General features: G+C 65.1%; 17 protein-coding genes and 1 pseudogene. 13 read left to right on the top strand and 5 right to left on the bottom strand.

Annotated features, from left to right (window positions below; all coding sequences use genetic code 11):
• Nucleotides 1–438: 438 nt before the first annotated feature.
• On the bottom strand, nt 439–870 hold the full coding sequence (locus tag J9889_RS17185; RefSeq protein ID WP_041212463.1) for a universal stress protein: 432 nt from the start codon (nt 868–870) through the stop codon (nt 439–441).
• 194 nt (nt 871–1064) lie between these two features.
• Between J9889_RS17185 and J9889_RS17180 the strand changes: the two genes are divergently transcribed.
• Nucleotides 1065–1808 (top strand): hypothetical protein, encoded by a 744-nt coding sequence (locus J9889_RS17180; protein WP_103858108.1) that lies wholly within the window; start codon nt 1065–1067, stop codon nt 1806–1808.
• Nucleotides 1809–1913: 105 nt separating this feature from the next.
• Here J9889_RS17180 and J9889_RS17175 read toward each other — a convergent pair whose 3' ends face one another.
• A complete protein-coding gene (locus J9889_RS17175) occupies nt 1914–2417 on the bottom strand; it encodes an RNA methyltransferase (RefSeq protein WP_103858109.1) in 504 nt (167 codons plus the stop codon).
• A gap of 284 nt (nt 2418–2701) precedes the next feature.
• On the opposite strand from J9889_RS17175, the gene J9889_RS17170 reads away from it, so the two are divergent.
• The 10 genes from J9889_RS17170 to J9889_RS17125 all read left to right on the top strand — a co-directional run bounded on the left by J9889_RS17170 (nt 2702) and on the right by J9889_RS17125 (nt 15578).
• On the top strand, nt 2702–5326 hold the full coding sequence (locus J9889_RS17170) for a nitrate reductase (RefSeq protein ID WP_210557460.1): 2625 nt from the start codon (nt 2702–2704) through the stop codon (nt 5324–5326).
• Between the two features lie 28 nt (nt 5327–5354).
• The gene (gene cobA, locus J9889_RS17165; RefSeq protein ID WP_210557458.1) at nt 5355–6113 is read left to right on the top strand and encodes a uroporphyrinogen-III C-methyltransferase; all 759 of its coding nucleotides are present in this window, start codon (nt 5355–5357) and stop codon (nt 6111–6113) included.
• Nucleotides 6114–6238: 125 nt separating this feature from the next.
• A complete protein-coding gene (locus tag J9889_RS17160) occupies nt 6239–6823 on the top strand; it encodes an ANTAR domain-containing protein (RefSeq protein ID WP_160837605.1) in 585 nt (194 codons plus the stop codon).
• A gap of 344 nt (nt 6824–7167) precedes the next feature.
• Nucleotides 7168–8523, top strand: a complete 1356-nt coding sequence (locus J9889_RS17155) for a CmpA/NrtA family ABC transporter substrate-binding protein (RefSeq protein WP_182954943.1) — start codon at nt 7168–7170, stop codon at nt 8521–8523.
• Between the two features lie 14 nt (nt 8524–8537).
• A complete protein-coding gene (locus J9889_RS17150) occupies nt 8538–9497 on the top strand; it encodes an ABC transporter permease (protein WP_052815472.1) in 960 nt (319 codons plus the stop codon).
• A gap of 111 nt (nt 9498–9608) precedes the next feature.
• Complete coding sequence (locus J9889_RS17145; RefSeq protein WP_210557456.1) at nt 9609–10430, top strand: ABC transporter ATP-binding protein; 822 nt, start codon at nt 9609–9611, stop codon at nt 10428–10430.
• A gap of 26 nt (nt 10431–10456) precedes the next feature.
• Nucleotides 10457–13039: a nitrite reductase large subunit NirB gene (nirB, locus tag J9889_RS17140; RefSeq protein ID WP_210557454.1), complete on the top strand. Its 2583-nt coding sequence runs from the start codon at nt 10457–10459 to the stop codon at nt 13037–13039.
• 47 nt (nt 13040–13086) lie between these two features.
• Entirely contained in the window at nt 13087–13440 is a 354-nt protein-coding gene (nirD, locus tag J9889_RS17135; protein ID WP_210557451.1) for a nitrite reductase small subunit NirD, read from the top strand.
• A 144-nt stretch (nt 13441–13584) separates the two neighbouring features.
• On the top strand, nt 13585–14676 hold the full coding sequence (locus J9889_RS17130) for a PfkB family carbohydrate kinase (protein ID WP_042079146.1): 1092 nt from the start codon (nt 13585–13587) through the stop codon (nt 14674–14676).
• Nucleotides 14670–15578, top strand: coding sequence for a pseudouridine-5'-phosphate glycosidase (locus J9889_RS17125; protein ID WP_104455409.1), 909 nt, complete (start codon nt 14670–14672; stop codon nt 15576–15578). The genes J9889_RS17130 and J9889_RS17125 overlap by 7 nt, the downstream gene beginning before the upstream one ends.
• Nucleotides 15579–15758: 180 nt before the next feature.
• Here the strand turns inward: J9889_RS17125 and J9889_RS17120 are convergent, their stop codons facing one another.
• Complete coding sequence (locus J9889_RS17120) at nt 15759–16484, bottom strand: carbonic anhydrase (protein ID WP_104455410.1); 726 nt, start codon at nt 16482–16484, stop codon at nt 15759–15761.
• Nucleotides 16485–17129: 645 nt separating this feature from the next.
• Between J9889_RS17120 and J9889_RS17115 the strand changes: the two genes are divergently transcribed.
• On the top strand, nt 17130–17885 hold the full coding sequence (locus J9889_RS17115; protein ID WP_104455411.1) for a DNA/RNA non-specific endonuclease: 756 nt from the start codon (nt 17130–17132) through the stop codon (nt 17883–17885).
• 208 nt (nt 17886–18093) lie between these two features.
• Nucleotides 18094–18441: a DUF2541 family protein gene (locus J9889_RS17110; protein ID WP_029314779.1), complete on the top strand. Its 348-nt coding sequence runs from the start codon at nt 18094–18096 to the stop codon at nt 18439–18441.
• 31 nt (nt 18442–18472) lie between these two features.
• Here the strand turns inward: J9889_RS17110 and mog are convergent, their stop codons facing one another.
• Complete coding sequence (gene mog, locus J9889_RS17105; protein ID WP_041212474.1) at nt 18473–19003, bottom strand: molybdopterin adenylyltransferase; 531 nt, start codon at nt 19001–19003, stop codon at nt 18473–18475.
• 359 nt (nt 19004–19362) lie between these two features.
• Nucleotides 19363–19482 (bottom strand): annotated as a pseudogene (locus J9889_RS17100) (IS630 family transposase); the annotation flags it as partial.

Genomic DNA, 19482 nt, shown 5'->3' with positions numbered 1-19482 from the left:
GGTCAGCGGCGAAGCGGCCGGTGGGGTCATGGATGTGCTCATGCCCCTGATGGTGCCAAGCTGACAGGATCACGCAAGAGGCAATAGTGGATCACCGGACGATCGTCTCATTTTTTACCTGTCAACTGGTCTGGGTGAACCGTTACCTTGAAAGTGTGCTAACGCCAGGAATCGCATGCGTTTCCTGGCGTTGGTTTCTGCCTTGGCGAGGGCCAAGAAATCGATTGGATCGGACATACTGAGTACAGTGAAACCAGAATAGAGCAATTAGATCACATCTTTAATCTGATTGGTATTATCCAGCGGGGCTTGCAATAGAAAGAGGGAGGCATCATGCCTCCCTCGCTTTTTTGTCCTGATACTACGTGGACTGGAACTCAAATTCTCTTAAGTGAACAGCATTGCAGCATATGCTGGCCTTGGCGCATCAGGCGGGGATTATTTGCGGACCACCAGCACAGGGCAGGGAGCGTGGCGCACCACGGATTCCGCCACGCTGCCCACCAGCAGGTGGGTGATGCCGGAGCGGCCATGGCTGCCCATGACCACGAGATCCACCTTGTCTTCCTTCGCCTGGAGGACGATTTCATCGGCGGCGCGGCCAAAACGGACCTCGAACTTGGCCGGAATGGGCAGGCAGGCGACCAGTTCCTTGAGCTGACTCTTGGCCTGGCGTTCCATCTCGTGGGTGATCTCGATGGCCGTCATGTGCAGGATCTTGTAGCTGTCGAAGCCGTGCAGCTGATCCACCACGTGGACCAGTTTGAGCTCGGCCTGGTGGGTGTTGGCCATGAAGACGGCGTAGTCGAGTACCGCTCTGGACATCTCGGAGAAATCGACGGGGCAGAGCAGGGATTTGATGGTTGGCATGAGAATCTCCCCTCAAGTTGGGCTACTAATGAATCTTGTTTGCCATGATACGCTGTGGGGCGACAATAACCCTCGACCCGCTCGCAAAATGGGGAAAATGTCGGCCGGGACTCTGTTTTTCTATGCTATCTGTATGCCTGAACGGGCCGTCCGGCGGTGAGCATCTGCCGAGTGCCATATCACTGAGGATATTCATGGTTCGTCTTTTTCTGTTCTGTTGCCTGCTGATCACCTCGTTCGTGCGGGCAGACACCATACACGTCTATTGCGACGACTGGACCGGCTTCTGTCACCGGGACGGCAAGGGGGTCTATCTGGATGTGGTTCGAGCCATCTATGAACCCCTGGGGCACGAGGTGAAGCTTCACATGGTGCCTTACAAACGGGCACTGGCGGTGGTGTCGCAAAAGGAGGGGGACATGGCGATGGGGGTCTATCGGGGAGAGGTGCCCGGGGTCCATCAGCCCGACTACCCCGACTCGGCGGACTACGTGAGCGTGGTGATGCAAAAGCGCTGGCTGCCGCACTGGGCAGGGGAGCACAGCCTCAAGGAGCAGGAGGTGCTCTGGCTGAGGGGGTGGGCCTTTGACAAGTTCATCCCGGAGCCGATGCGCTGGTTCGAGATAGACAGCCACGAGATGGCGCTGCAATTGCTGATCAAGGGGCGTTACCGCTACTACCTGACCGACGGCGCCCTCTACCCCGAAGGCTCCCTTCCCCCCGAGCTGGTACAGGTATTCCTGCGCTGGATCCCGACCTACCCCATCTTCGCCGATACCCCGAAGGGCAGGGAGTTGCACGGGCTCTGGGATCCCGGCATGCGTACCCTGATAAGGCAGGGCAAGCTGGCGGAGATCTATCGGCAGAACAAGCTCTACGACTACTACCAGGACTTTCTCAGGGAGCAGGTGGTGCGGGCGAACAAGCCACAGCCCTAGCTGTCGGGCCTGATGCCGTCATCGGGCCCCTCTTGCCCCGCCCTTAGTCTTTGGCTCTGAGCGTCTTGGCCAGCCGGTCGTAATAGATAACGTCTTGCCCCGCCCTCAGTTTTTGGCTCTGAGCGTCTTGGCCAACCGGTCATAGAGGATGACGTTGACCGAGGCGGCCAGGTTCATGCAACCCTGAGTCGGCACATAGATGACCTCCTTCACCGCCGCGAAGCGGGCGGGTTCCAGGGTGCCATCCTCCGGGCCGAAGATGTAGAAGGCTCTCTCGGGGTGCACGTAATCCGGCAGGGGCGTGGCCCCCTCGATAAGATCCACCAGCACTGGGGTGCAGCCCTCGGGCACGAAGTCCAGCAGCTCCTCGACCCCGAGCAGGGGGATCTTCTCCACCATCTGCTTGGTGTCGGTGACAAAACGCCTCGCCAGCTCGAAGCGCTGCCCCGTGTAGTAGACCTCGTCCGCCCCGTAGCAGCCGGCGGCCCGCATCACGGCACCCACGTTCTCCGGGGATTTGGGATTGACCAGCCCGATGGCGCAATAGTCCCCTCTCTCCCGGGCATCTGCCCGGTGCTGCCCGGTGGCGCCTTCATCTGACACTTTCATCTCTCTCTCCTGTGTGGCGGCGCATTATACCCCCGGTGGGCCCCTTGCCCAGCGTGCGGGGCGGATTCCCGCAAGGCGGGCCCAACAAGAGGGCGGCTGCACCGTGGCGGCGCAGCTCGACACCCTGATGCGCAGTGGCGGCGCCCCTTGCATCCTGGCGCGGGGTTTGCAGTCACTTCCCCATACAAGACGATGAGGCATCCGGACAAAGGCGTCCGTCCCCGCAGGGGGGCGGACGCTTTTTTTATGGGCCCCTCGTCAGACACATGACAAGGAGCAAGGGAATGAAGACCACCTGTGCCTATTGCGGAGTGGGGTGCGGCATCCGGCTGAGCCGGGAGGGAGACAACTGGCAGTTGCAGGGGGATGAGCAGCATCCGGCCAACGGCGGTGCCCTGTGCGTCAAGGGGGCCAGCCTGCTGGAGAGCCTGGCCTTTCCCGATCGCCTGCTCTATCCGCGCTGGATGGGGCAGCGCATCGGCTGGGAGGAGGCCCTGGACACCCTGGCTGCGCGTTTTGCCGCCATCCTGGCCGAGTCCGGGCCGGGTGCCATCGGCATCTATCTGTCCGGCCAGCTCACCACCGAGGATTACTACGTCGCCAACAAGCTGATGAAGGGGTATCTGGGCAGCGCCAACGTGGACACCAACTCCCGGCTCTGCATGTCGTCGGCGGTGGTGGCCCACCAGCGCGCCTTCGGGGAGGATCTGGTGCCCGCCTGTTACGAGGATCTCGAGCTCGCGGATCTGGTGGTGCTCACCGGTGCCAACACCGCCTGGACCCATCCCGTGCTGTTTCGCCGCCTGCAGCAGGCCAGGGCGCGGCGCCCCGAGCTCAAGCTGGTGGTGCTGGATCCCCGCCGCACCATGACGGCGGAGCAGGGGGATCTGCATCTGGCACTCAAACCCGGCAGCGACGTGACGCTCTGGAACGGCCTGTGCCGCTACCTGCTCGATGTCGATGGCTGGGACAAGGCCTATGTGGCGCAGCACGTGAGCGGCTTCGAGGCGTTGGCGGGGGCGCTGGACGATCCGGCCTGGCAGTTGGACGAGGTGGCCCGTAGCTGCGGCCTCTCCCGCAGCGATCTGCTCGGTTTCTACCAGCTCTTTGCCCGTACCCCCAAGACCGTCACCCTGTTCTGCCAGGGGATCAACCAGTCCAACCAGGGGGTGGACAAGGCCAACGCCATCATCAACGCCCACCTGATGTGCGGTCGCATCGGCAAGCCGGGGGCGGCTCCCTTCTCCATGACGGGGCAACCCAACGCCATGGGAGGGCGCGAGGTGGGAGGGCTCGCGACCCAGCTCGCCGTCCACATGGGCTTTGGCGAGGCCGAGTGCGACCGGGTGCAGCGTTTCTGGCAGAGCCCGACCATAGTGCGCGGGCCGGGGCACAAGGCGGTCGAGCTGTTCGAGGCGGTGCACCGGGGGGAGATCCGCGCGCTCTGGGTGCTCGGCACCAATCCGGCGGTCTCCCTGCCGGACGGCAACCGGGTGCGCGAAGCCCTGAGTCGCTGCGAGCTGCTGGTGGTCTCCGAGGTGACGGCCAACACCGACACGGCGCGCCTCGCCCACCTGCTGCTGCCCGCCGCCGCCTGGGGGGAGAAGAGCGGCACCGTCACCAACTCCGAGCGCACCATCAGCCGCCAGCGCGCCTTCCTGCCCCTGCCGGGGGAGGCCAGGCCCGACTGGTGGGCCCTGACCCGGTTCGCCCGTCGGCTCGGCTTTGGCGAGGGGTTCGCCTATGAGCACGAGCACGAGATCTTCTGCGAGCATGCCGCCCTCTCCGGCTTTGAGAACGACGGATCCCGCCAGTTCGACATCTCCGGGCTGGCGGGTCTCACCCGTGCCGAATTCGAGGCCCTTTCTCCCCTGCGCTGGCCTGTCAACGCCGACTGGCCCCGTGGGCGGGATCGCCTGTTCGAGGATGGGCGCTTTGCCACCCCGGATGGCCGGGCCCGCCTGCTGCCCCTGGCCCAGCGCTTCCCCGAGCAGCCAGAAACGCCCCCGCTTGCAGGGGCTGTCTCCCTGCTCCTCAACAGTGGCCGCCTGCGGGATCAGTGGCACACCATGACCCGCACCGGCCACGTGCCCCGGTTGCAGGAGGCCGAGCCCTGGCCCAGGGTGCGAATGGGGGCCGCCAGCCTGCTGGCGCTTGGCGTGAAGGAGGGGGACCTGGTGCGCCTTTGCAACGGGCTCGGGGAGGCGCTGCTGCTGGTGGGGCTGGATGAGGGGCTCAGGGAGGGGGAGGCCTTCCTGCCCATGCACTGGACCGACAGCCAGTGCAGCCAGGGGGCGGTCAACCGCCTCATCGCCCCCGTGGTGGATCCCCTTTCCGGCCAGCCGATGTTCAAACAGGGGCGGGTGCAGGCCAGGGCGCAGCTCACCCGCTGGCAAGGGCTCTGGTGTGGCCGTGGTGAGTGGCGCGAGCCGGTGGACTGGTGGGCCAGGCGCCCCCTGCCCGAGGGTAACTGCACCCTGCTGGCCTCCTGGTCAGAGAGCACAGAGAGCCTGTGGCAACGGCTGGGGGCCGAGGGGCACTGGCTCAGGCTGCCCATGAAGGAGGGGTGGCTGGCCGTGGCCCTGGCAGGGGATCGCATCGAGGGCATCTTGCTGGTGGGGGGGCGGCGCCCGGACATCAAGGTCGACCTGCTGGCCAGTCTGCTCGGCACGCCGCTCCAGGCGGGGGCCCTGAGCCAGACCCTGAGCCAGGCCCTGGCCGGGGAGAGCCGGCTGGTCTGCTCCTGCCTGCGGGTCTCGGAGCAGCGCATCGTCGATGCCATCACCCGGCAGGGGGTGAGCGAGCTGGCGGGGCTGCAGGCCCTGCTCGGCTGTGGCAGCAACTGTGGCACCTGTCTGCCCGAAATCGACAAGCTGTTGATCAAACATGTTTTCCTGGCATCCGCTTAGTGCGATGCCAGGACACAAGGAGCCTGAGATGAGCCAAATCAGTCTGGTGGGAGCGGGCCCCGGCCCCCTCGAATTGTTGACCCTGCGCGCCCTGCAACGCATCGAGGCGGCGGAGGTGGTGGTCTATGACCGCCTGGTGGGGAGCGAGATCCTGGCCCGCATTCCCCAGGGGGCGGCCCGCTTCGACGTGGGTAAGCGCTGCGGCGAGCCGAGCCCGACCCAGGAGGAGATCAACGCCCTGCTGCTGGCCCTGGCCCGCACCGGCAAGAGGGTGGTGCGCCTCAAGGGGGGGGATCCCCTGGTGTTCGGCCGGGGCGGCGAGGAGGCGCTGCACCTGGCCCGGCACGGCATCGCCGCCGAGCTGGTGCCGGGGATCACGGCGGCCCTGGGGTGCGCCGCCAGCACCTTCATCCCCCTGACCCACAGGGGACTGGCCCGCTCCCTGACCCTGGTGACGGGGCACCTGATGGACGAGCGCGACTATCAGGGCTGGCAGGGGCTGACCCGGGCCGGCCACACCCTGGTGTTCTACATGGGGCTGGAGCGGGCGGCCCAGATCCGGCAGGGGCTGCTGGCGGCGGGGGCCTCACTGGATGTGCCGGTGGCCCTGGTGGTGGCCGGGTGCAGCGCCCGCCAGCAGGTGCACGAGACCACGCTGGACGGGCTGGCGCAGGCCGCGCTGGCCCTGCTCGGCCAGAGCCCGGTGCTGATCATCGTGGGGGAGGTGGTGCGCCTGCGCGCCGAGCTGCAAGGTCTGCTGACGGAGGCGCTGGATCGGGTCGCCTGAGCCGATATCCACCCTCTACCCCCACTACCTCCTGATAGATAAAAAGGAGGTAGATTCAAAGAGTTGGCCTTCATGTTGCGGCATTGGCAGCAGACAAGTTGCGATAGCCGTTGGCAAGGAGCGCCATGACTACTCTTTCCACCCGGGGTCAGGACGGCCCCGCTTCCCGCCTGCTGATCCACGCCGATGATCCCGGTCAGGCCAATCGGCTGGCCCTGCTGGTCAGCCACTACGGTCATCAGCCCAGGATCCTCGATACCCGCCAGTTGCTGACCCCGATGGAGCAGGGGGACGCCCTGCTCGTCAGCTGCCGACAGTTCGGCGCCGAGGTGCGCCTCGGCCTCTCCCTCTGGCCCGGCCTGCCGCGCCTCTTGTTCTGCGAGCGGCTGGGGGGAGACACCCAGCTCGCCCTGTTGCGGCAGGGTGTGCTATTGGTGCCCCACCCTTGCGGCGAGCGGGAGCCGGTGGAGCAGTGGCTGCGCCTGGCCCGCAGCCAGCTCGCCATGGTGCAGGCCCTGATGCAGACCGAGAGCGAGCTGCGCCAGAAGCTGGAGGAGAGGCGGCTCGTCGAGCAGGCCAAGGGGCGGCTGATGCGCCATCAGGGGTTGGACGAGGAACAGGCCTATCGCCTGATGCGCAGCACCGCCATGAGCCGTCACCTGAGCCTGGGGGAGCTGGCGCGGCAGCTGTTGCTGGCATTGCCCGCCTGAGCGCTCCCGTGGCCAACCGTTTTGGTGCAACTGCGCCTAATTGAGGCAAATTTGAGGGAGGATCAGGGCACCACAGACCGCAAAGGGCCGCCTGATGCACCCTGGACGAGCTGGCACGGAAAGTGAATAACAAAAACACGATAGCAATGAAGTAACGATGCGCAGTGAGGGGCCGATCAGGCCACTCACCCGCAACAGGGCAAAGAAGCCCCGCCGATCCCGGATCGGCGGGGCTTTTTTTTGGTCGCGACGCACCTTGGGTCGCAGCGCTGCAACGAGGTGGCACTGCGATTCCAGGCAGCCTGGCGCCATGGCCCTGACCCGGAACCGAGGGAGGAGATGCAATGAACGGACGACAAGGATGTGCGGGACTGCTGCTGGCGGCGTTGTCGCTGCCGGTGCTGGCACTGGGAGCCCCGGAGCAGGAGGAGCTCAGGCTCGGCTTCATCAAGCTGACCGACATGGCGCCGCTGGCGGTGGCCTACGAGCGTGGCTATTTCGAGGATGAGGGACTCTACGTCACCCTCGAAGCCCAGGCGAACTGGAAGATCCTGCTGGATCGGGTGATAGACGGCGAGCTGGACGGTGCCCAGATGCTGGCGGGCCAGCCCCTGGCGGCCCACATCGGCATCGGTACCCAGGCCGAGCTGGTGACGGCGTTTGCCATGGATCTCAACGGCAACGCCATCACGGTGGCCAACAGCGTCTGGGCCGCCATGGCGCCCCAGTTGCCCAGGCCGCAGGCGGGCCAGGTGCCGCCCCCGGTGAGCGCCGCCGCCCTCAAGCCCGTGGTGGCGGAATACCGCCAGGGGGGCAAGCCCTTCAACATGGGGATGGTCTTCCCCGTCTCCCCCCACAACTACGAGCTGAGGTACTGGCTGGCGGCGGGCGGCCTGCACCCCGGCTTCTATGCCCCCCAACTCGGGGACAACTCGGGCCAGCGCCAGGCGGACGTGCTGCTGTCGGTGACGCCGCCGCCCCAGATGCCCGCCACCCTGGAGGCGGGCACCATCGCCGGCTACAGCGTGGGGGAGCCCTGGAACCAGCAGGCGGTCGCCAGGGGCATAGGGGTGCCCGTCATCACGGATAACGAGATCTGGCGCAACAACCCGGAGAAGGTGTTCGGCGTCACCCGGCAGTGGGCCGAACGTCACCCCAACACCCATGTGCGGCTGGTGAAGGCGCTGCTGCGGGCGGCCTGGTGGCTGGATGCAGACGACAACGGCAACCGGCGCGCGGCGGCCAAGCTGCTGGCCAGACCCGAGTACGTGGGGGCGGACGAGCAGGTGATCGCGAGCTCCATGACGGGCACTTTCGAGTACGCCAGGGGGGACAAGCGCCAGGTGCCGGATTTCAACGTCTTCTTCCGCCACCACGCCACCTATCCCTACTACTCCGACGCCATCTGGTATCTGACCCAGATGCGGCGCTGGGGCCAGATCCCCGAGGCCAGACCGGACGCCTGGTTCGAGCAGGTGGCCAAGGCCGTCTATCAACCGGACGTCTATCGCCAGGCCGCCGAGGCCCTCATCGCCGAGGGCAAGCTCAAGGCCACCGACTTCCCCGACTTTGCCAGCGAGCAGGGCTATCGCGGCCCCCAGGATGGCTTCATCGACGGCCTCATCTACGACGGCCGCCACCCCAACGCCTACCTGCAACAGTTCGCCATCGGCCTCAAGGGCGATGAGCGGGTGCAATGAGCAAGGAGATCCCGATGAAACGACACACATGGCCCCTCATCCATTTAAAAGCCATCAACTGGAAAATCATGGTGCAGCCCCTGCTCGGCGTGCTGCTCTTCCTCGGCCTCTGGCAGTGGGGGGCGAGCCAGGTGCAGACCAGTCTGGGCACCCTGCCGGGGCCGCTCGCCACCGCCAGCCAGCTCTGGTCCCTCGGGCAGGAGCATCTGCAGGAGCGGGAGAAGGCGGCGGCCTTCCTCGAACGACAGCAGGTGCGCAATGCGGCAAGGCTGGCGGCGGATCCGGCGGCCGAGGTGAAGCTGCGTCCCTACACAGGACGCCCCACCTTCTTCGATCAGATAGCCACCAGCCTGCTCACCGTGCTGTGCGGCTTCGCGCTGGCGACCCTGATCGCCATTCCGTGCGGGGTGCTGCTCGGCATGAATCAGGGGCTCTATCGCGCCGCCAACCCGGTGATCCAGCTGCTCAAGCCGGTGTCGCCGCTGGCCTGGCTGCCCCTCATCACCTTGGTGGTGAGCGCCCTCTACGCCAATCCCGCCCCCTGGCTTGCCAAGTCCTTCCTCACCTCGGCCCTGACGGTGACTCTCTGCTCCCTCTGGCCGACCCTGATCAACACGGCTGTGGGGGTGGCGGGGCTGGATGGGGATCTGCACAACGTCAGCCGGGTGCTGCGCCTCTCCTTTGTGACCCACGTGCGGCGCATCGTGCTGCCCGGGGCCCTGCCCATGATCTTCACCGGGCTGCGGCTCTCCCTGGGGGTGGCCTGGATGGTGCTGATCGCGGCGGAGATGCTGGCCCAGAACCCGGGGCTCGGCAAGTTCGTGTGGGACGAGTTCCAGAGCGGTGGCTCGGCCTCTCTGGCCCGCATCATGGTGGCGGTGATCACCATAGGCCTCATCGGCTGTGCCCTGGACAGGGGCATGCTGGCCCTGCAGCAGTGGCTGTCCTGGGACAAGCGCCAGGTATTGCGCTAGGAACGCCCACGGGAAACCGAGGCAGCACAGGCCCTGCAGCAGTGGTCCTGCTTCAGGACAAGCGCCAGGTGCTGCGTTAATCACATTTCTATTCAGGCAGGAGAAGAGCCAATGAAGAGTTATCTGGAGATAAGCGACGTCGGCATCTCGTTCGAGACGGAGCAGGGCAGCTTCGAGGCCTTGAACCGGGTCAACCTGCGCATCGAGAAGGGGGAGTTTGTCTCCCTCATCGGTCACTCGGGCTGCGGCAAGAGCACCGTCCTCAATCTGGTGGCCGGGCTGCTGGAGCCGACCCTGGGGGGCATCATTCTCGATGGTCGCGAGGTGGCGGGCCCGGGGCCCGAGCGCGCCATGGTGTTCCAGAACCACGCCCTGCTGCCCTGGCTCAGCGTCCAGCAGAACGTGGCGCTGGCGGTGGCCCAGGTGGCGTCTGACAAGCGGGTGGTGGCGGAGCGGGTGGACTACTACCTCTCCCTGGTGCAGATGGATCACGCCAGCCAGAAGATGCCCCACGAGCTGTCGGGGGGCATGAAGCAGCGGGTCGGCATCGCCCGCGCCCTCTCGCTCTCCCCCAAGGTGTTGCTGATGGACGAACCGTTCGGCGCCCTCGATGCCCTGACCCGGGCCCATCTGCAGGATGCTCTGATGGCGATCCAGGCGGAGCTTGGCAACACCGTCATCATGATCACCCACGACGTGGACGAGGCGGTGCTGCTCTCCGATCGCATCGTCATGATGACCAATGGCCCCAGCGCCACGGTCGGTGAGATCCTGACCGTCGACCTGCCAAGGCCCAGAGACAGGGTCGCCCTGGCGGACGATCCCCACTACCACAAGCTGCGCCAGCAGGTGCTGCGCTTCCTCTACGAGAAGCAGCGCAAGGTGACCCCCCTCAAGGCAGCCGGGCAGGTGCGCAGCAAGCTGCGCGCCTGAGCCCGCCGGATTCAAGGAAGAGAGACATGACTGACAAAGAGCAACAGTGGGTGACAGAGGACGGCATGGGCCTGCTCGGTCGCCAGAACAGTGGTTCCGCCGACACGGCCGACAAGCAACGGCTGCTGGTGGTGGGCAACGGCATGGTGGGTCATCACTTCGTCGAACAGCTGGTGGCGGCGGGCGGCCTCGAGCGGTTTGAGGTGACGGTGTTTGGCGCCGAGCCTGACGCCGCCTATGACAGGGTGCACCTCTCCGAGGTATTCGGTGGCAAGGCGCCCCAGGCCCTGCGCATGGCGGATCCCGCCTGGTATGAAGAGCACGGCATAACGCTGCGACTGGGGGCCGAGGTGGAGGTGCTCGACCGGGCGGCCCGCACCCTGACGCTGGCCAACGGCGAGCAGTTCCCTTACGACCGTCTGGTGCTGGCGACCGGCTCTGTCCCCTTCGTGCCCCCCATCCCCGGTCATCAGCGGGAGGGCTGCTTCGTCTATCGCACCCTGGGAGATCTCGCGGCCATCCGCGATGCCTGCGCCCAGGCCCGCAGCGGCGTGGTCATCGGTGGCGGCCTGCTGGGGCTGGAGGCGGCCAACGCCCTGCGCCTGCTCGGCCTCAAGACCCAGGTGGTGGAGTTCGCCCCCAGGCTGATGCCAGTGCAGCTCGACGAGAGCGGCGGCGCCGTGCTGCGGGACAAGATCCAGGCCCTCGGGGTCGAGGTGCTGGTGGAGAAAGCCACCGAGTGCATCGAGCAGGGGGAGCAGGCCCGTCATCGCCTGCGCTTCAAGGACGGCACTCACATTGAGACCGACGTGCTGCTGTTCTCCGCCGGTATTCGACCCGCCGACACCCTGGCCCGGCAATCCGGGCTGGAGGTCGGGGAGCGCGGCGGCATCTGCATCGACGACGGCTGCCACAGTTCGGATCCCGCCATCCTCGCCATCGGCGAGTGCGCGCTCTGGCAGGGGCGCATCTTCGGCCTGGTGGCTCCCGGCTACCAGATGGCCCGGGCCGCAGTGGCCAGTCTGTGCGGCGGCGAGACCCGCTTTATCGGGGCCGACATGTCCACCAAGCTCAAGCTGATGGGGGTGGACGTGGGCTCCATCGGCGATGCCCACGCCAACACCGCCGGCGCCCAGGAGTTGCTGCTGCTGGACAGGGTCAACGGCATCTACAAGAAGCTGGTGACCGACGGCGAGGGCAATCGCCTGCTCGGCGCCATCCTGGTGGGGGACGGGGCCGATTATGAGCGGCTGCTGCAGTACTACCAGAACGGGGTGGCGCTGCCCCAGCCGCCGCTCTCCCTGCTGGTGGGGGAGGTCGGGGCCGCCCCCGCGCCCCTGGTGCTGCCGGACAGCGCCATCCTCTGCTCCTGCCACAACGTCAGCAAGGGGGACGTGGTGGCCGCCGTTCGGGCGGGCAATCACGAGCTGTCGGCGGTGAAGAGCTGCACCAAGGCCGGCACGGGTTGCGGCGGTTGCAGCAACCTGCTCAAGCAAGTGGTGGATCAGACCCTGGCGGATCTTGGCGTCGAGGCGGACAAGGGGTTGTGCGAGCACTTCGCCTACGGCCGTCAGGAGCTCTATCACCTGGCCCGGGTGGGCGAGCTGAAGAGCTTCGAGGCGCTGCGGGACAAGCACGGCCAGGGGCTGGGGTGCGACATCTGCAAGCCGACGGTGGCCTCCATCCTGGCGTCCCTCTGGAACGAGCACGTGCTGGAGAAGCCCCACCGCGCGTTGCAGGATACCAACGACGCCTTCCTTGCGAACCTGCAAAAGGACGGCACCTATTCGGTGGTGCCGCGCATCCCGGGGGGGGAGATCACCCCGGAGGGGCTCATCACCATTGGCGAGGTGGCGCGCAAGTACGGCCTCTACACCAAGATCACCGGCGGCCAGCGCATCGATCTCTTCGGCGCCCGGGTCGACCAGCTGCCCGCCATCTGGGGCGAGCTGGTGGCGGCGGGCTTTGAGACCGGTCAGGCCTACGGCAAGTCGGTGCGCACCGTGAAGTCCTGCGTGGGTTCCACCTGGTGTCGTTACGGGGTGCAGGACTCCATGACCCTGACCCAGACCCTGGAGCACCGCTACAAGGGGCTGCGGGCCCCCCACAAGCTGAAGTTTGCGGTCTCAGGCTGCACCCGGGAGTGCGCCGAGGCCCAGAGCAAGGACATCGGCGTCATCGCCACCGAGCGGGGCTGGAACCTCTATGTGTGTGGCAACGGCGGCATGCGGCCGCGCCACGCCGACCTGTTCGCCACGGATCTCGACGAGCAGACCCTGATCCGCTACATCGACCGGCTGCTGATGTTCTACGTGCGCACCGGGGACAGGCTGCAACGTACCTCGGTCTGGATGGAGAACATGGAAGGGGGGCTCGACTACCTAAAGTCGGTGATCATCGAGGACAGGCTCGGCATCGGTGCCGAGCTGGAGGCCATGATGGAGGGGATAGTCGGCACCTGGCAGTGCGAGTGGAAGAGCACATTGGCGGATCCGGACAAGCTCAAGCTGTTCGAGGCCTTCGTCAACCGGCCCGAGGACGAGACGCCGCCGCGCCGTGAGGAGCGGGGGCAATGGGTGCCGGATATCGCTATCAAGGAGGTGGTATGAGCGGGGGCAGCGGGTTGCACGCCCGCCATCAGTATCAAGGAGGTGGTATGAAGGATGACAAGGACGATGCACAGCTCTGCGGGCAGTGGCACCGGGTGTGCGAGCTGGCGGCGCTGCCGGAGCAGGCCGGGCGCAGCGCCTGGCTGGAGGGGCGGGTACTGGCGCTGTTTCGCCTCGGGGAGCATGTCTATGCCCTGGACGGGGTGGACCCCCTGGCCGGCGTTGCGGTGCTGGGGCGTGGCCTGGTGGGGGATGCCGGTGGGGAGCCCGTGGTCGCCTCGCCGCTGTACAAGCAGCGCTACGCCCTGATGGACGGTCGCTGTCTGGACGATCCTGCCCTGAGCGTCGCCTGCTGGCCGGTGCGGCTGGAGGGGAGCGAGGTCTGGGTGCGGCTGGACTGAGCGGGCTGCGCATATCGACATCAGGGATCACCGGGCTTGCCCGGTGATTTTTTTGTGGCTGACCCGACATTTCTTGCACGCAATCGTGGCGGGAAAACGTTTCTCGATGATAATGGACAAACGTTTGTAACTGGATGTTTGTCTATGACGGAACGTGAGCAAGAGATCCTCGCCCTGCTGCGCCAGGACCCCATGATTGCCCAGCAGGAGCTGGCAGACAGGCTCGGCATCAGTCGCTCGGCGCTGGCGAGCCATATCTCCAGCCTGATGCGCCAGGGTTATGTGCAGGGGCGCGGCTATGTGCTGCGAGAAGGCCCCTATGCCGTGGTGATCGGCGGCGCCAACATGGATATCTGCGGCTGTAGCCACGACAACCTGCGCATCGGCGACTCCAACCCCGGCAAGGTGCGCACCTCGGCCGGCGGGGTGGGGCGCAACATCGCCGAGAACCTGGCGCGGCTCGGTACCGACACCCGGCTGCTGACCGCGGTGGGCAACGATCAATACGGCCACCACCTGCTGGAGGTGAGCCAGCGCGCCGGCGTCGACGTGCGCCAGGTGCTGGTGCTGGAGGGGCAGGCGACCTCCTGCTACCTCAGCTTGCACGATGGCAGCGGCGAGATGAGCTGCGCCGTCAACGACATGGGGATCATCGAGCAGCTCACCCCGGCCCGGCTTGCCCCCCTGAGCGGTTTTCTCGGTGCGGCCCGGCTCTGGGTGCTCGACACCAACCTCGCCACTCACACCCTTGACTGGCTGTTCGAGCGCCAGGGGGAGCACATCATCTTCGTGGACACCGTGTCGGTCGCCAAGGTGGAGAAGATCCGCCCCTGGCTGCACCGCATCCACACCCTCAAACCCAATCGCACCGAGGCGGAGCAGCTGTGTGGCTTCACCATCGGCGGGCCCGACACCTGGCCCATGGCGGCGGCCTGGTTCCACCGTGCCGGGGTGCAGCGGCTCTTCCTGAGCCTCGGGGATCAGGGGATCTTCTATAGCGACGGGGCGTGCCAGGGCCATCTGCCCGTGCTCGGCAGCCCGGTCGTCAACGTGACCGGCGGCGGCGATGCCTTCATGGCAGGGCTGGCCCACGCCTGGTTGCAGGAGCAGGACATCGTCGAGACGACCCGGTTCGCCCTCGGCTGCGCCGCCCTCACCGTCAATTGTTCCGATACCGTCTTTTCCGGCCTATCCAAGGCCGCCGTTGAACGCATGCTGGAGGAGTACCCATGTTGAACGCTTACCTCGATATCCAACCGGTCGTCGCCGAAGCTCTTGCCGCCGGCAAACCCGTCGTTGCCCTGGAGTCCACCATCATCTCCCACGGCATGCCCTATCCGCAGAACGTGGAGACGGCGCGCCAGGTGGAGCAGGTGGTGCGGGACAACGGCGCCGTGCCGGCCACCATCGCCATCATCGACGGCCGCCTCAAGGTGGGCCTGGATGCGGGGGCCCTGGAGGCGCTGGGCAAGGCCGGCCACGCCGCCATCAAGTGCAGCCGCCGTGACATCCCCTTCGTGCTGGCGAACAAGGGGATGGGGGCCACCACGGTGGCCTCCACCATGATAGTGGCCGCCATGGCCGGGATCCGGGTGTTTGCCACCGGCGGCATCGGCGGCGTGCATCGCGGCGCCCAGGAGACCTTCGACATCTCGGCTGACCTGCAGGAATTTGCCCAGACCCCGGTGGCCGTGGTCTGCGCCGGTGCCAAGTCGATCCTCGACATCGGCCTGACCCTGGAGTACCTGGAGACCCAGGGGGTGCCGGTCATCGGCTACCAGACCGAGGAGCTGCCCGCCTTCTATACCCGGGAGAGCGGCTTCAAGGTGGATTACCGCCTCGACACCCCGGCGGCGATCGCCGAGGCGCTGCGCCTGAAGTGGGAGCTGGGGCTGGCGGGAGGTGCCGTGGTGGCGAACCCCATCCCGGCCCAGTTTGCGATGCCGAAGGCGGACATCGACGCGGCCATCAAGCAGGCGCTGCGGGAAGCGGACGAGCAGGGGGTCAAGGGCAAGGAATCCACCCCCTTCCTGCTGGCCCGGGTGTGCGAGCTGACCGGCGGCAACTCCCTGGCGGCCAACATCCAGCTGGTACTGAACAACGCCGCGCTGGGGGCGCGCATCGCTGCCAGCCTGTGATCGGTCGTCCGGGTGTGCGAGCTGACCGGTGGCAACTCCCTGGCAGTTAATAGCCAGCGGGTGCTGAACAGCACTGCTCTGGGGGCAAAGATTGCCGCCAGCCTGTAAACACCTTTGCGGAAGATGCAAAAGAGGGCCAACAGGCCCTCTTTTTATTGCGTGAATCGGTGAGATAACCCCTTATTCCAGCACCAGTCGCCCGTTGAGAGGTTGGACGGGGCGGTTGTTGGGGTGGTGCATCACCGCCTTGAAGGCATCGATCTGGGCCTGACTGACCTGCACCGGCTCCTTCATCACCAGCCAGCGCACCCCTTCCGAGCAGGGCGGGGTGGTCAGTGACCCGCTGAAGCGGTAGTAGTCCCGCTTGGCGGGCAGCAGTGCCTCTGCCGAGACCCCTTCCTTGAGCTCGTGACTCTCCCCCGCCTTGGCTGGCAGCGCCTGCCAGGCCTGGCTCAGGGCGGCATTGGCCCGGCCCGGTTCGAACATCACGGCGACCACCGCCAGCTCCCCCTTGGCGTTGGCGTGGACCAGGTGACCCTCCAGGGGGTAGGACCTGCCTTCGATGAGGTTTTCGCTGGGGGCGTGGAAGTGGAACTGCTTGAGCTCGAAGCGCATGCCGTCGAGCTCAAGGGTGCTGCCGGGGGCATAGTTGACCTGCACCGTGTGGCCGTTGTTGACCAGCGTCTTGCCACCCGCCTGATAGTGGAACTGCAGGGGGGCCAGATCGGCCTTCACCAGACCCGAGAGGTTGACCGGCGACTGGTTGCTGCCGGCACACTGGCCATATTCCGGGGTCAGGCTGGCCCATTTCGCCGGGCCGGCCTCGCCGCTGTATTCCCAGTGTGTGGTGGCGGCAAAGGCGGCAGGGCAGAGCAGCAGGGCGCCAGCCAGCAGGGACTTTTTCATCATGCATCCTTATCCTGATTGAAAAGCACGGCCATTCCTGGCCTTCCGGCAGGAAGGCCTCGTCAATGGCATCGTTGGAAACGCAGGGTACGCGGTGCCAGACTGGATTAATTGTTATGAAAGGTCTGTCGTCATCGTTATTTGAAGCGTGGCATGAGGCGGCGCCATGATGTATTCCGGCAACGGGGCCCGCTTATTCATGAAGGAGAAATCCTGCGGGCATTTTCGCCATGAACGGCCCCCTTTCATGGTGCCCCAAATAGCTGACGGGCTGATTCTAGAGGGCTTTTCATGGCTCCGTTTGATCTCGAGCAAACAAGCGCGGACTAATTATCGGGCTTGAGGATCCCTTATTTCGTTGGGATTTTTTCGATATTCCCTGACCCGGCCAGGGGCGTGCGTGGTGGGAGCCGGGCGCTGTGCTGACAGAGTGCCTCGGTGTTGACCCCTTATCCCTCTGATAGTGCTGGAGAAATTCCCCCCTCAGCACAGTGACGGCGGGATGACAATCCCCCGGTTGGCGGCGCCTTGTTTGCGGTTTTGCCGTCCTCTTCACATTTCTGGATTGCTCGCTATTTGTGCGATTGCCTTACTCATCCGACCTGGTGTCAAATCACTCCGCCTAACACAAGGAGTGGCATAATAATGAATAATATCAATAAATTAGTTCTGGCTATCGGATTCACTCTCACCACCTTCCCGAGCCTGGCGGCGGGATTCCAGTGCGGGGAGCACGTCACCCTGGGGGTACCCGGTCAATCCAGTCAGCTGTTGTGCCGGGAGGGCTATGCCGCCGGGTACAACTACGACACCAAGGTCTCTGACTGGGTCTCTTACTGGATGACGGCCGCTAGCGCCCAGGGCCAGGTGCCGCGCAAGGATGCCTTCGCCGAGGACAAGGAGGTGCCGGTGCAGTTTCGCGCCACCCTGGCCGACTACAAGGGCTCGGGCTATGACCGCGGCCATCAGGCACCGGCGGCGGACATGCGCTCCACCGCCAACACCATGAAACAGAGCTTCCTGCTCACCAACATGACCCCGCAACTGCCGGCGCTCAACCAGGGGGCCTGGCGCATCCTGGAGGAGAAGACCCGGCAGTGGGCCATCACCTACAAGAGCGTGCAGGTGATCACCGGCCCCATCTTCACCCACTCCGATGGCGCCATCGGCAACGGCGTGACCGTGCCCCACGCCTACTACCGGGTGGTGATGGATCTGGCGGGCAAGCGGGCCATCGCCTTCATCCTGCCGCAAGAGAACGTCTCGGCCAGTCGGCTGGCGGACTATGTGGTGACGGTGGATGAGGTGGAGGAGCAGACCGGACTCGACTTCTTCACCGAGCTGCCGGATGAGCAGGAAGAGGCCATGGAGTCGCGGCTGTCGGCCATGTGGGGCGGTTAGCGCGTCCGGCAGGGGTAACGGGGGCCCAGGCCCCCGTTACCCACACGGGCTTCCGGCCATTGTCATGGTCCCTGGTACAGGGCCAGTACAGCTTGGGTCTGGCATCGGGTCCTTATCATGACTCCTTTTTTCAGGAGGCATCATGTCAGCGCTGTTTTCCCTTCACTCCTCGTCCACTCTTGCCCGCGCGTTGCGCATCTGCGTACCCATGGCGCTGCTGGGGGCTGCTGTTCCCCCGGCCATGGCCGACGAGGATATCCGCTTGGGGCAGACCATTCTGCTCGGGGTCGGCGATCATCCCGCCATCATTCCCATGCTCGCCTGCCGGCCGACCAAATCCATCATGGTCAAGGCTGGGCGGGAGTTGACCCTGGAGCGGGTCAAGGTGTTCTACGGCAACGATCGCAGCAAGACCCTCTATTTCGACAAGGTGTTGAGAGAGGATCAGGAGTCGGGGTGGCAATCCCTCGGCAGCCGACTCTGCATCAAGCGCATCGAGGTGTACGGCAATTCGGAAGGGAGCAGGGCGGGGGTCAAGGTGTACGGGCGCAAATGAGCAAAGGGCGGGGGAAATCCCCGCCCAGTGCTTATTTCTTCGGGCGGAACGGTTTGATGATGGCCTCGTCGCACTCGAGATAGGGCCCTTCCATCAGGTCGATGCAGTAGGGAATGGCGGGGAAGACCGCATCCAGGCACTCGCGGATCGATTTGGGCTTGCCCGGCAGGTTGACGATGAGCGAGCTGCCGCGCAGGCCGGCGGTCTGGCGCGACAGGATGGCGGTCGGCACGAACTTGAGGGACTCGGCCCGCATCAGCTCGCCAAAGCCCGGCATCATGCGATCGCACACCGCCTCGGTGGCCTCCGGGGTCACATCCCGCCTGGCCGGCCCGGTGCCCCCCGTGGTAACGACAAGGCAGCACTGCTCATCGTCCACCAGCCGAACCAGGGTCGCCTCAATCTGATCCTGCTCGTCGGGGATCACCTGATAGACGGGCTCCCATTCCGAGGTCAGGTAGGCGTTCAGGGTGTCGATGATGGCCTTGCCGGAGAGATCTTCGTAGATGCCTGCACTGGCGCGATCGCTGACGGTGACGATACCGATTCTTGCCTTGCTCATGGTCTGCCCTTGGTTGCCGCAATAAAGTGGTAAATAAAATAACATAATCAGTGAGATATGTTAAACCGCCGGATGAGGCAACGGGAGGGCATCGAGTCAGGGAGAGAGTCGAATGAAAAACAATTTTGAGAAAAGTCCGTTAATAAGGAATAAGGCCGAGAAAAATGACGCTGAAATTTTATAAAAAAACTGACGCAGGCCGGATTCGGTTAATTTCATGAATCATAAGGAATAAATGATTTTTTCCGCCAACGATGCGCAATTCGTGCCAAAAACCGGACTCCTGTGGCTCGGCGGTGAATGACCCAAAATCGCCACCATCCTATATAACCTTCCCTAAATAACTGATCCCAATAGTGCTACACCTTCGCTGTGCCATAGCCATTCCCCGGGAAAGGAGACACGGTATCCATGAAGTGTTTCACTCGGGCCAGCAGGTTTGCCATCCCTCTGCATTGATGATTGCGCGTGATGGTTTC

This window comes from Aeromonas sp. PrichA-15 (assembly GCF_017939245.1).
GTDB classification, from domain to species: domain Bacteria; phylum Pseudomonadota; class Gammaproteobacteria; order Enterobacterales; family Aeromonadaceae; genus Aeromonas; species Aeromonas caviae.
Note: the sequence above shows the minus strand (reverse complement) of the source record. Positions and strands in the feature narration are given on the sequence as shown.

Coding starts and splice junctions, on each gene's coding strand:
- J9889_RS17145 (WP_210557456.1), top strand. CDS start 9,609: ATGAAGAGTTATCTGGAGATAAGCGACGTCGGCATCTCGTTCGAGACG.
- nirD (WP_210557451.1), top strand. CDS start 13,087: ATGAAGGATGACAAGGACGATGCACAGCTCTGCGGGCAGTGGCACCGG.
- J9889_RS17150 (WP_052815472.1), top strand. CDS start 8,538: ATGAAACGACACACATGGCCCCTCATCCATTTAAAAGCCATCAACTGG.
- J9889_RS17175 (WP_103858109.1), bottom strand. CDS start 2,417: ATGAAAGTGTCAGATGAAGGCGCCACCGGGCAGCACCGGGCAGATGCC.
- mog (WP_041212474.1), bottom strand. CDS start 19,003: ATGAGCAAGGCAAGAATCGGTATCGTCACCGTCAGCGATCGCGCCAGT.
- J9889_RS17170 (WP_210557460.1), top strand. CDS start 2,702: ATGAAGACCACCTGTGCCTATTGCGGAGTGGGGTGCGGCATCCGGCTG.
- J9889_RS17130 (WP_042079146.1), top strand. CDS start 13,585: ATGACGGAACGTGAGCAAGAGATCCTCGCCCTGCTGCGCCAGGACCCC.
- J9889_RS17180 (WP_103858108.1), top strand. CDS start 1,065: ATGGTTCGTCTTTTTCTGTTCTGTTGCCTGCTGATCACCTCGTTCGTG.
- J9889_RS17120 (WP_104455410.1), bottom strand. CDS start 16,484: ATGAAAAAGTCCCTGCTGGCTGGCGCCCTGCTGCTCTGCCCTGCCGCC.
- J9889_RS17110 (WP_029314779.1), top strand. CDS start 18,094: ATGGCGCTGCTGGGGGCTGCTGTTCCCCCGGCCATGGCCGACGAGGAT.
- J9889_RS17160 (WP_160837605.1), top strand. CDS start 6,239: ATGACTACTCTTTCCACCCGGGGTCAGGACGGCCCCGCTTCCCGCCTG.
- cobA (WP_210557458.1), top strand. CDS start 5,355: ATGAGCCAAATCAGTCTGGTGGGAGCGGGCCCCGGCCCCCTCGAATTG.
- J9889_RS17125 (WP_104455409.1), top strand. CDS start 14,670: ATGTTGAACGCTTACCTCGATATCCAACCGGTCGTCGCCGAAGCTCTT.
- J9889_RS17155 (WP_182954943.1), top strand. CDS start 7,168: ATGAACGGACGACAAGGATGTGCGGGACTGCTGCTGGCGGCGTTGTCG.
- J9889_RS17115 (WP_104455411.1), top strand. CDS start 17,130: ATGAATAATATCAATAAATTAGTTCTGGCTATCGGATTCACTCTCACC.
- nirB (WP_210557454.1), top strand. CDS start 10,457: ATGACTGACAAAGAGCAACAGTGGGTGACAGAGGACGGCATGGGCCTG.
- J9889_RS17185 (WP_041212463.1), bottom strand. CDS start 870: ATGCCAACCATCAAATCCCTGCTCTGCCCCGTCGATTTCTCCGAGATG.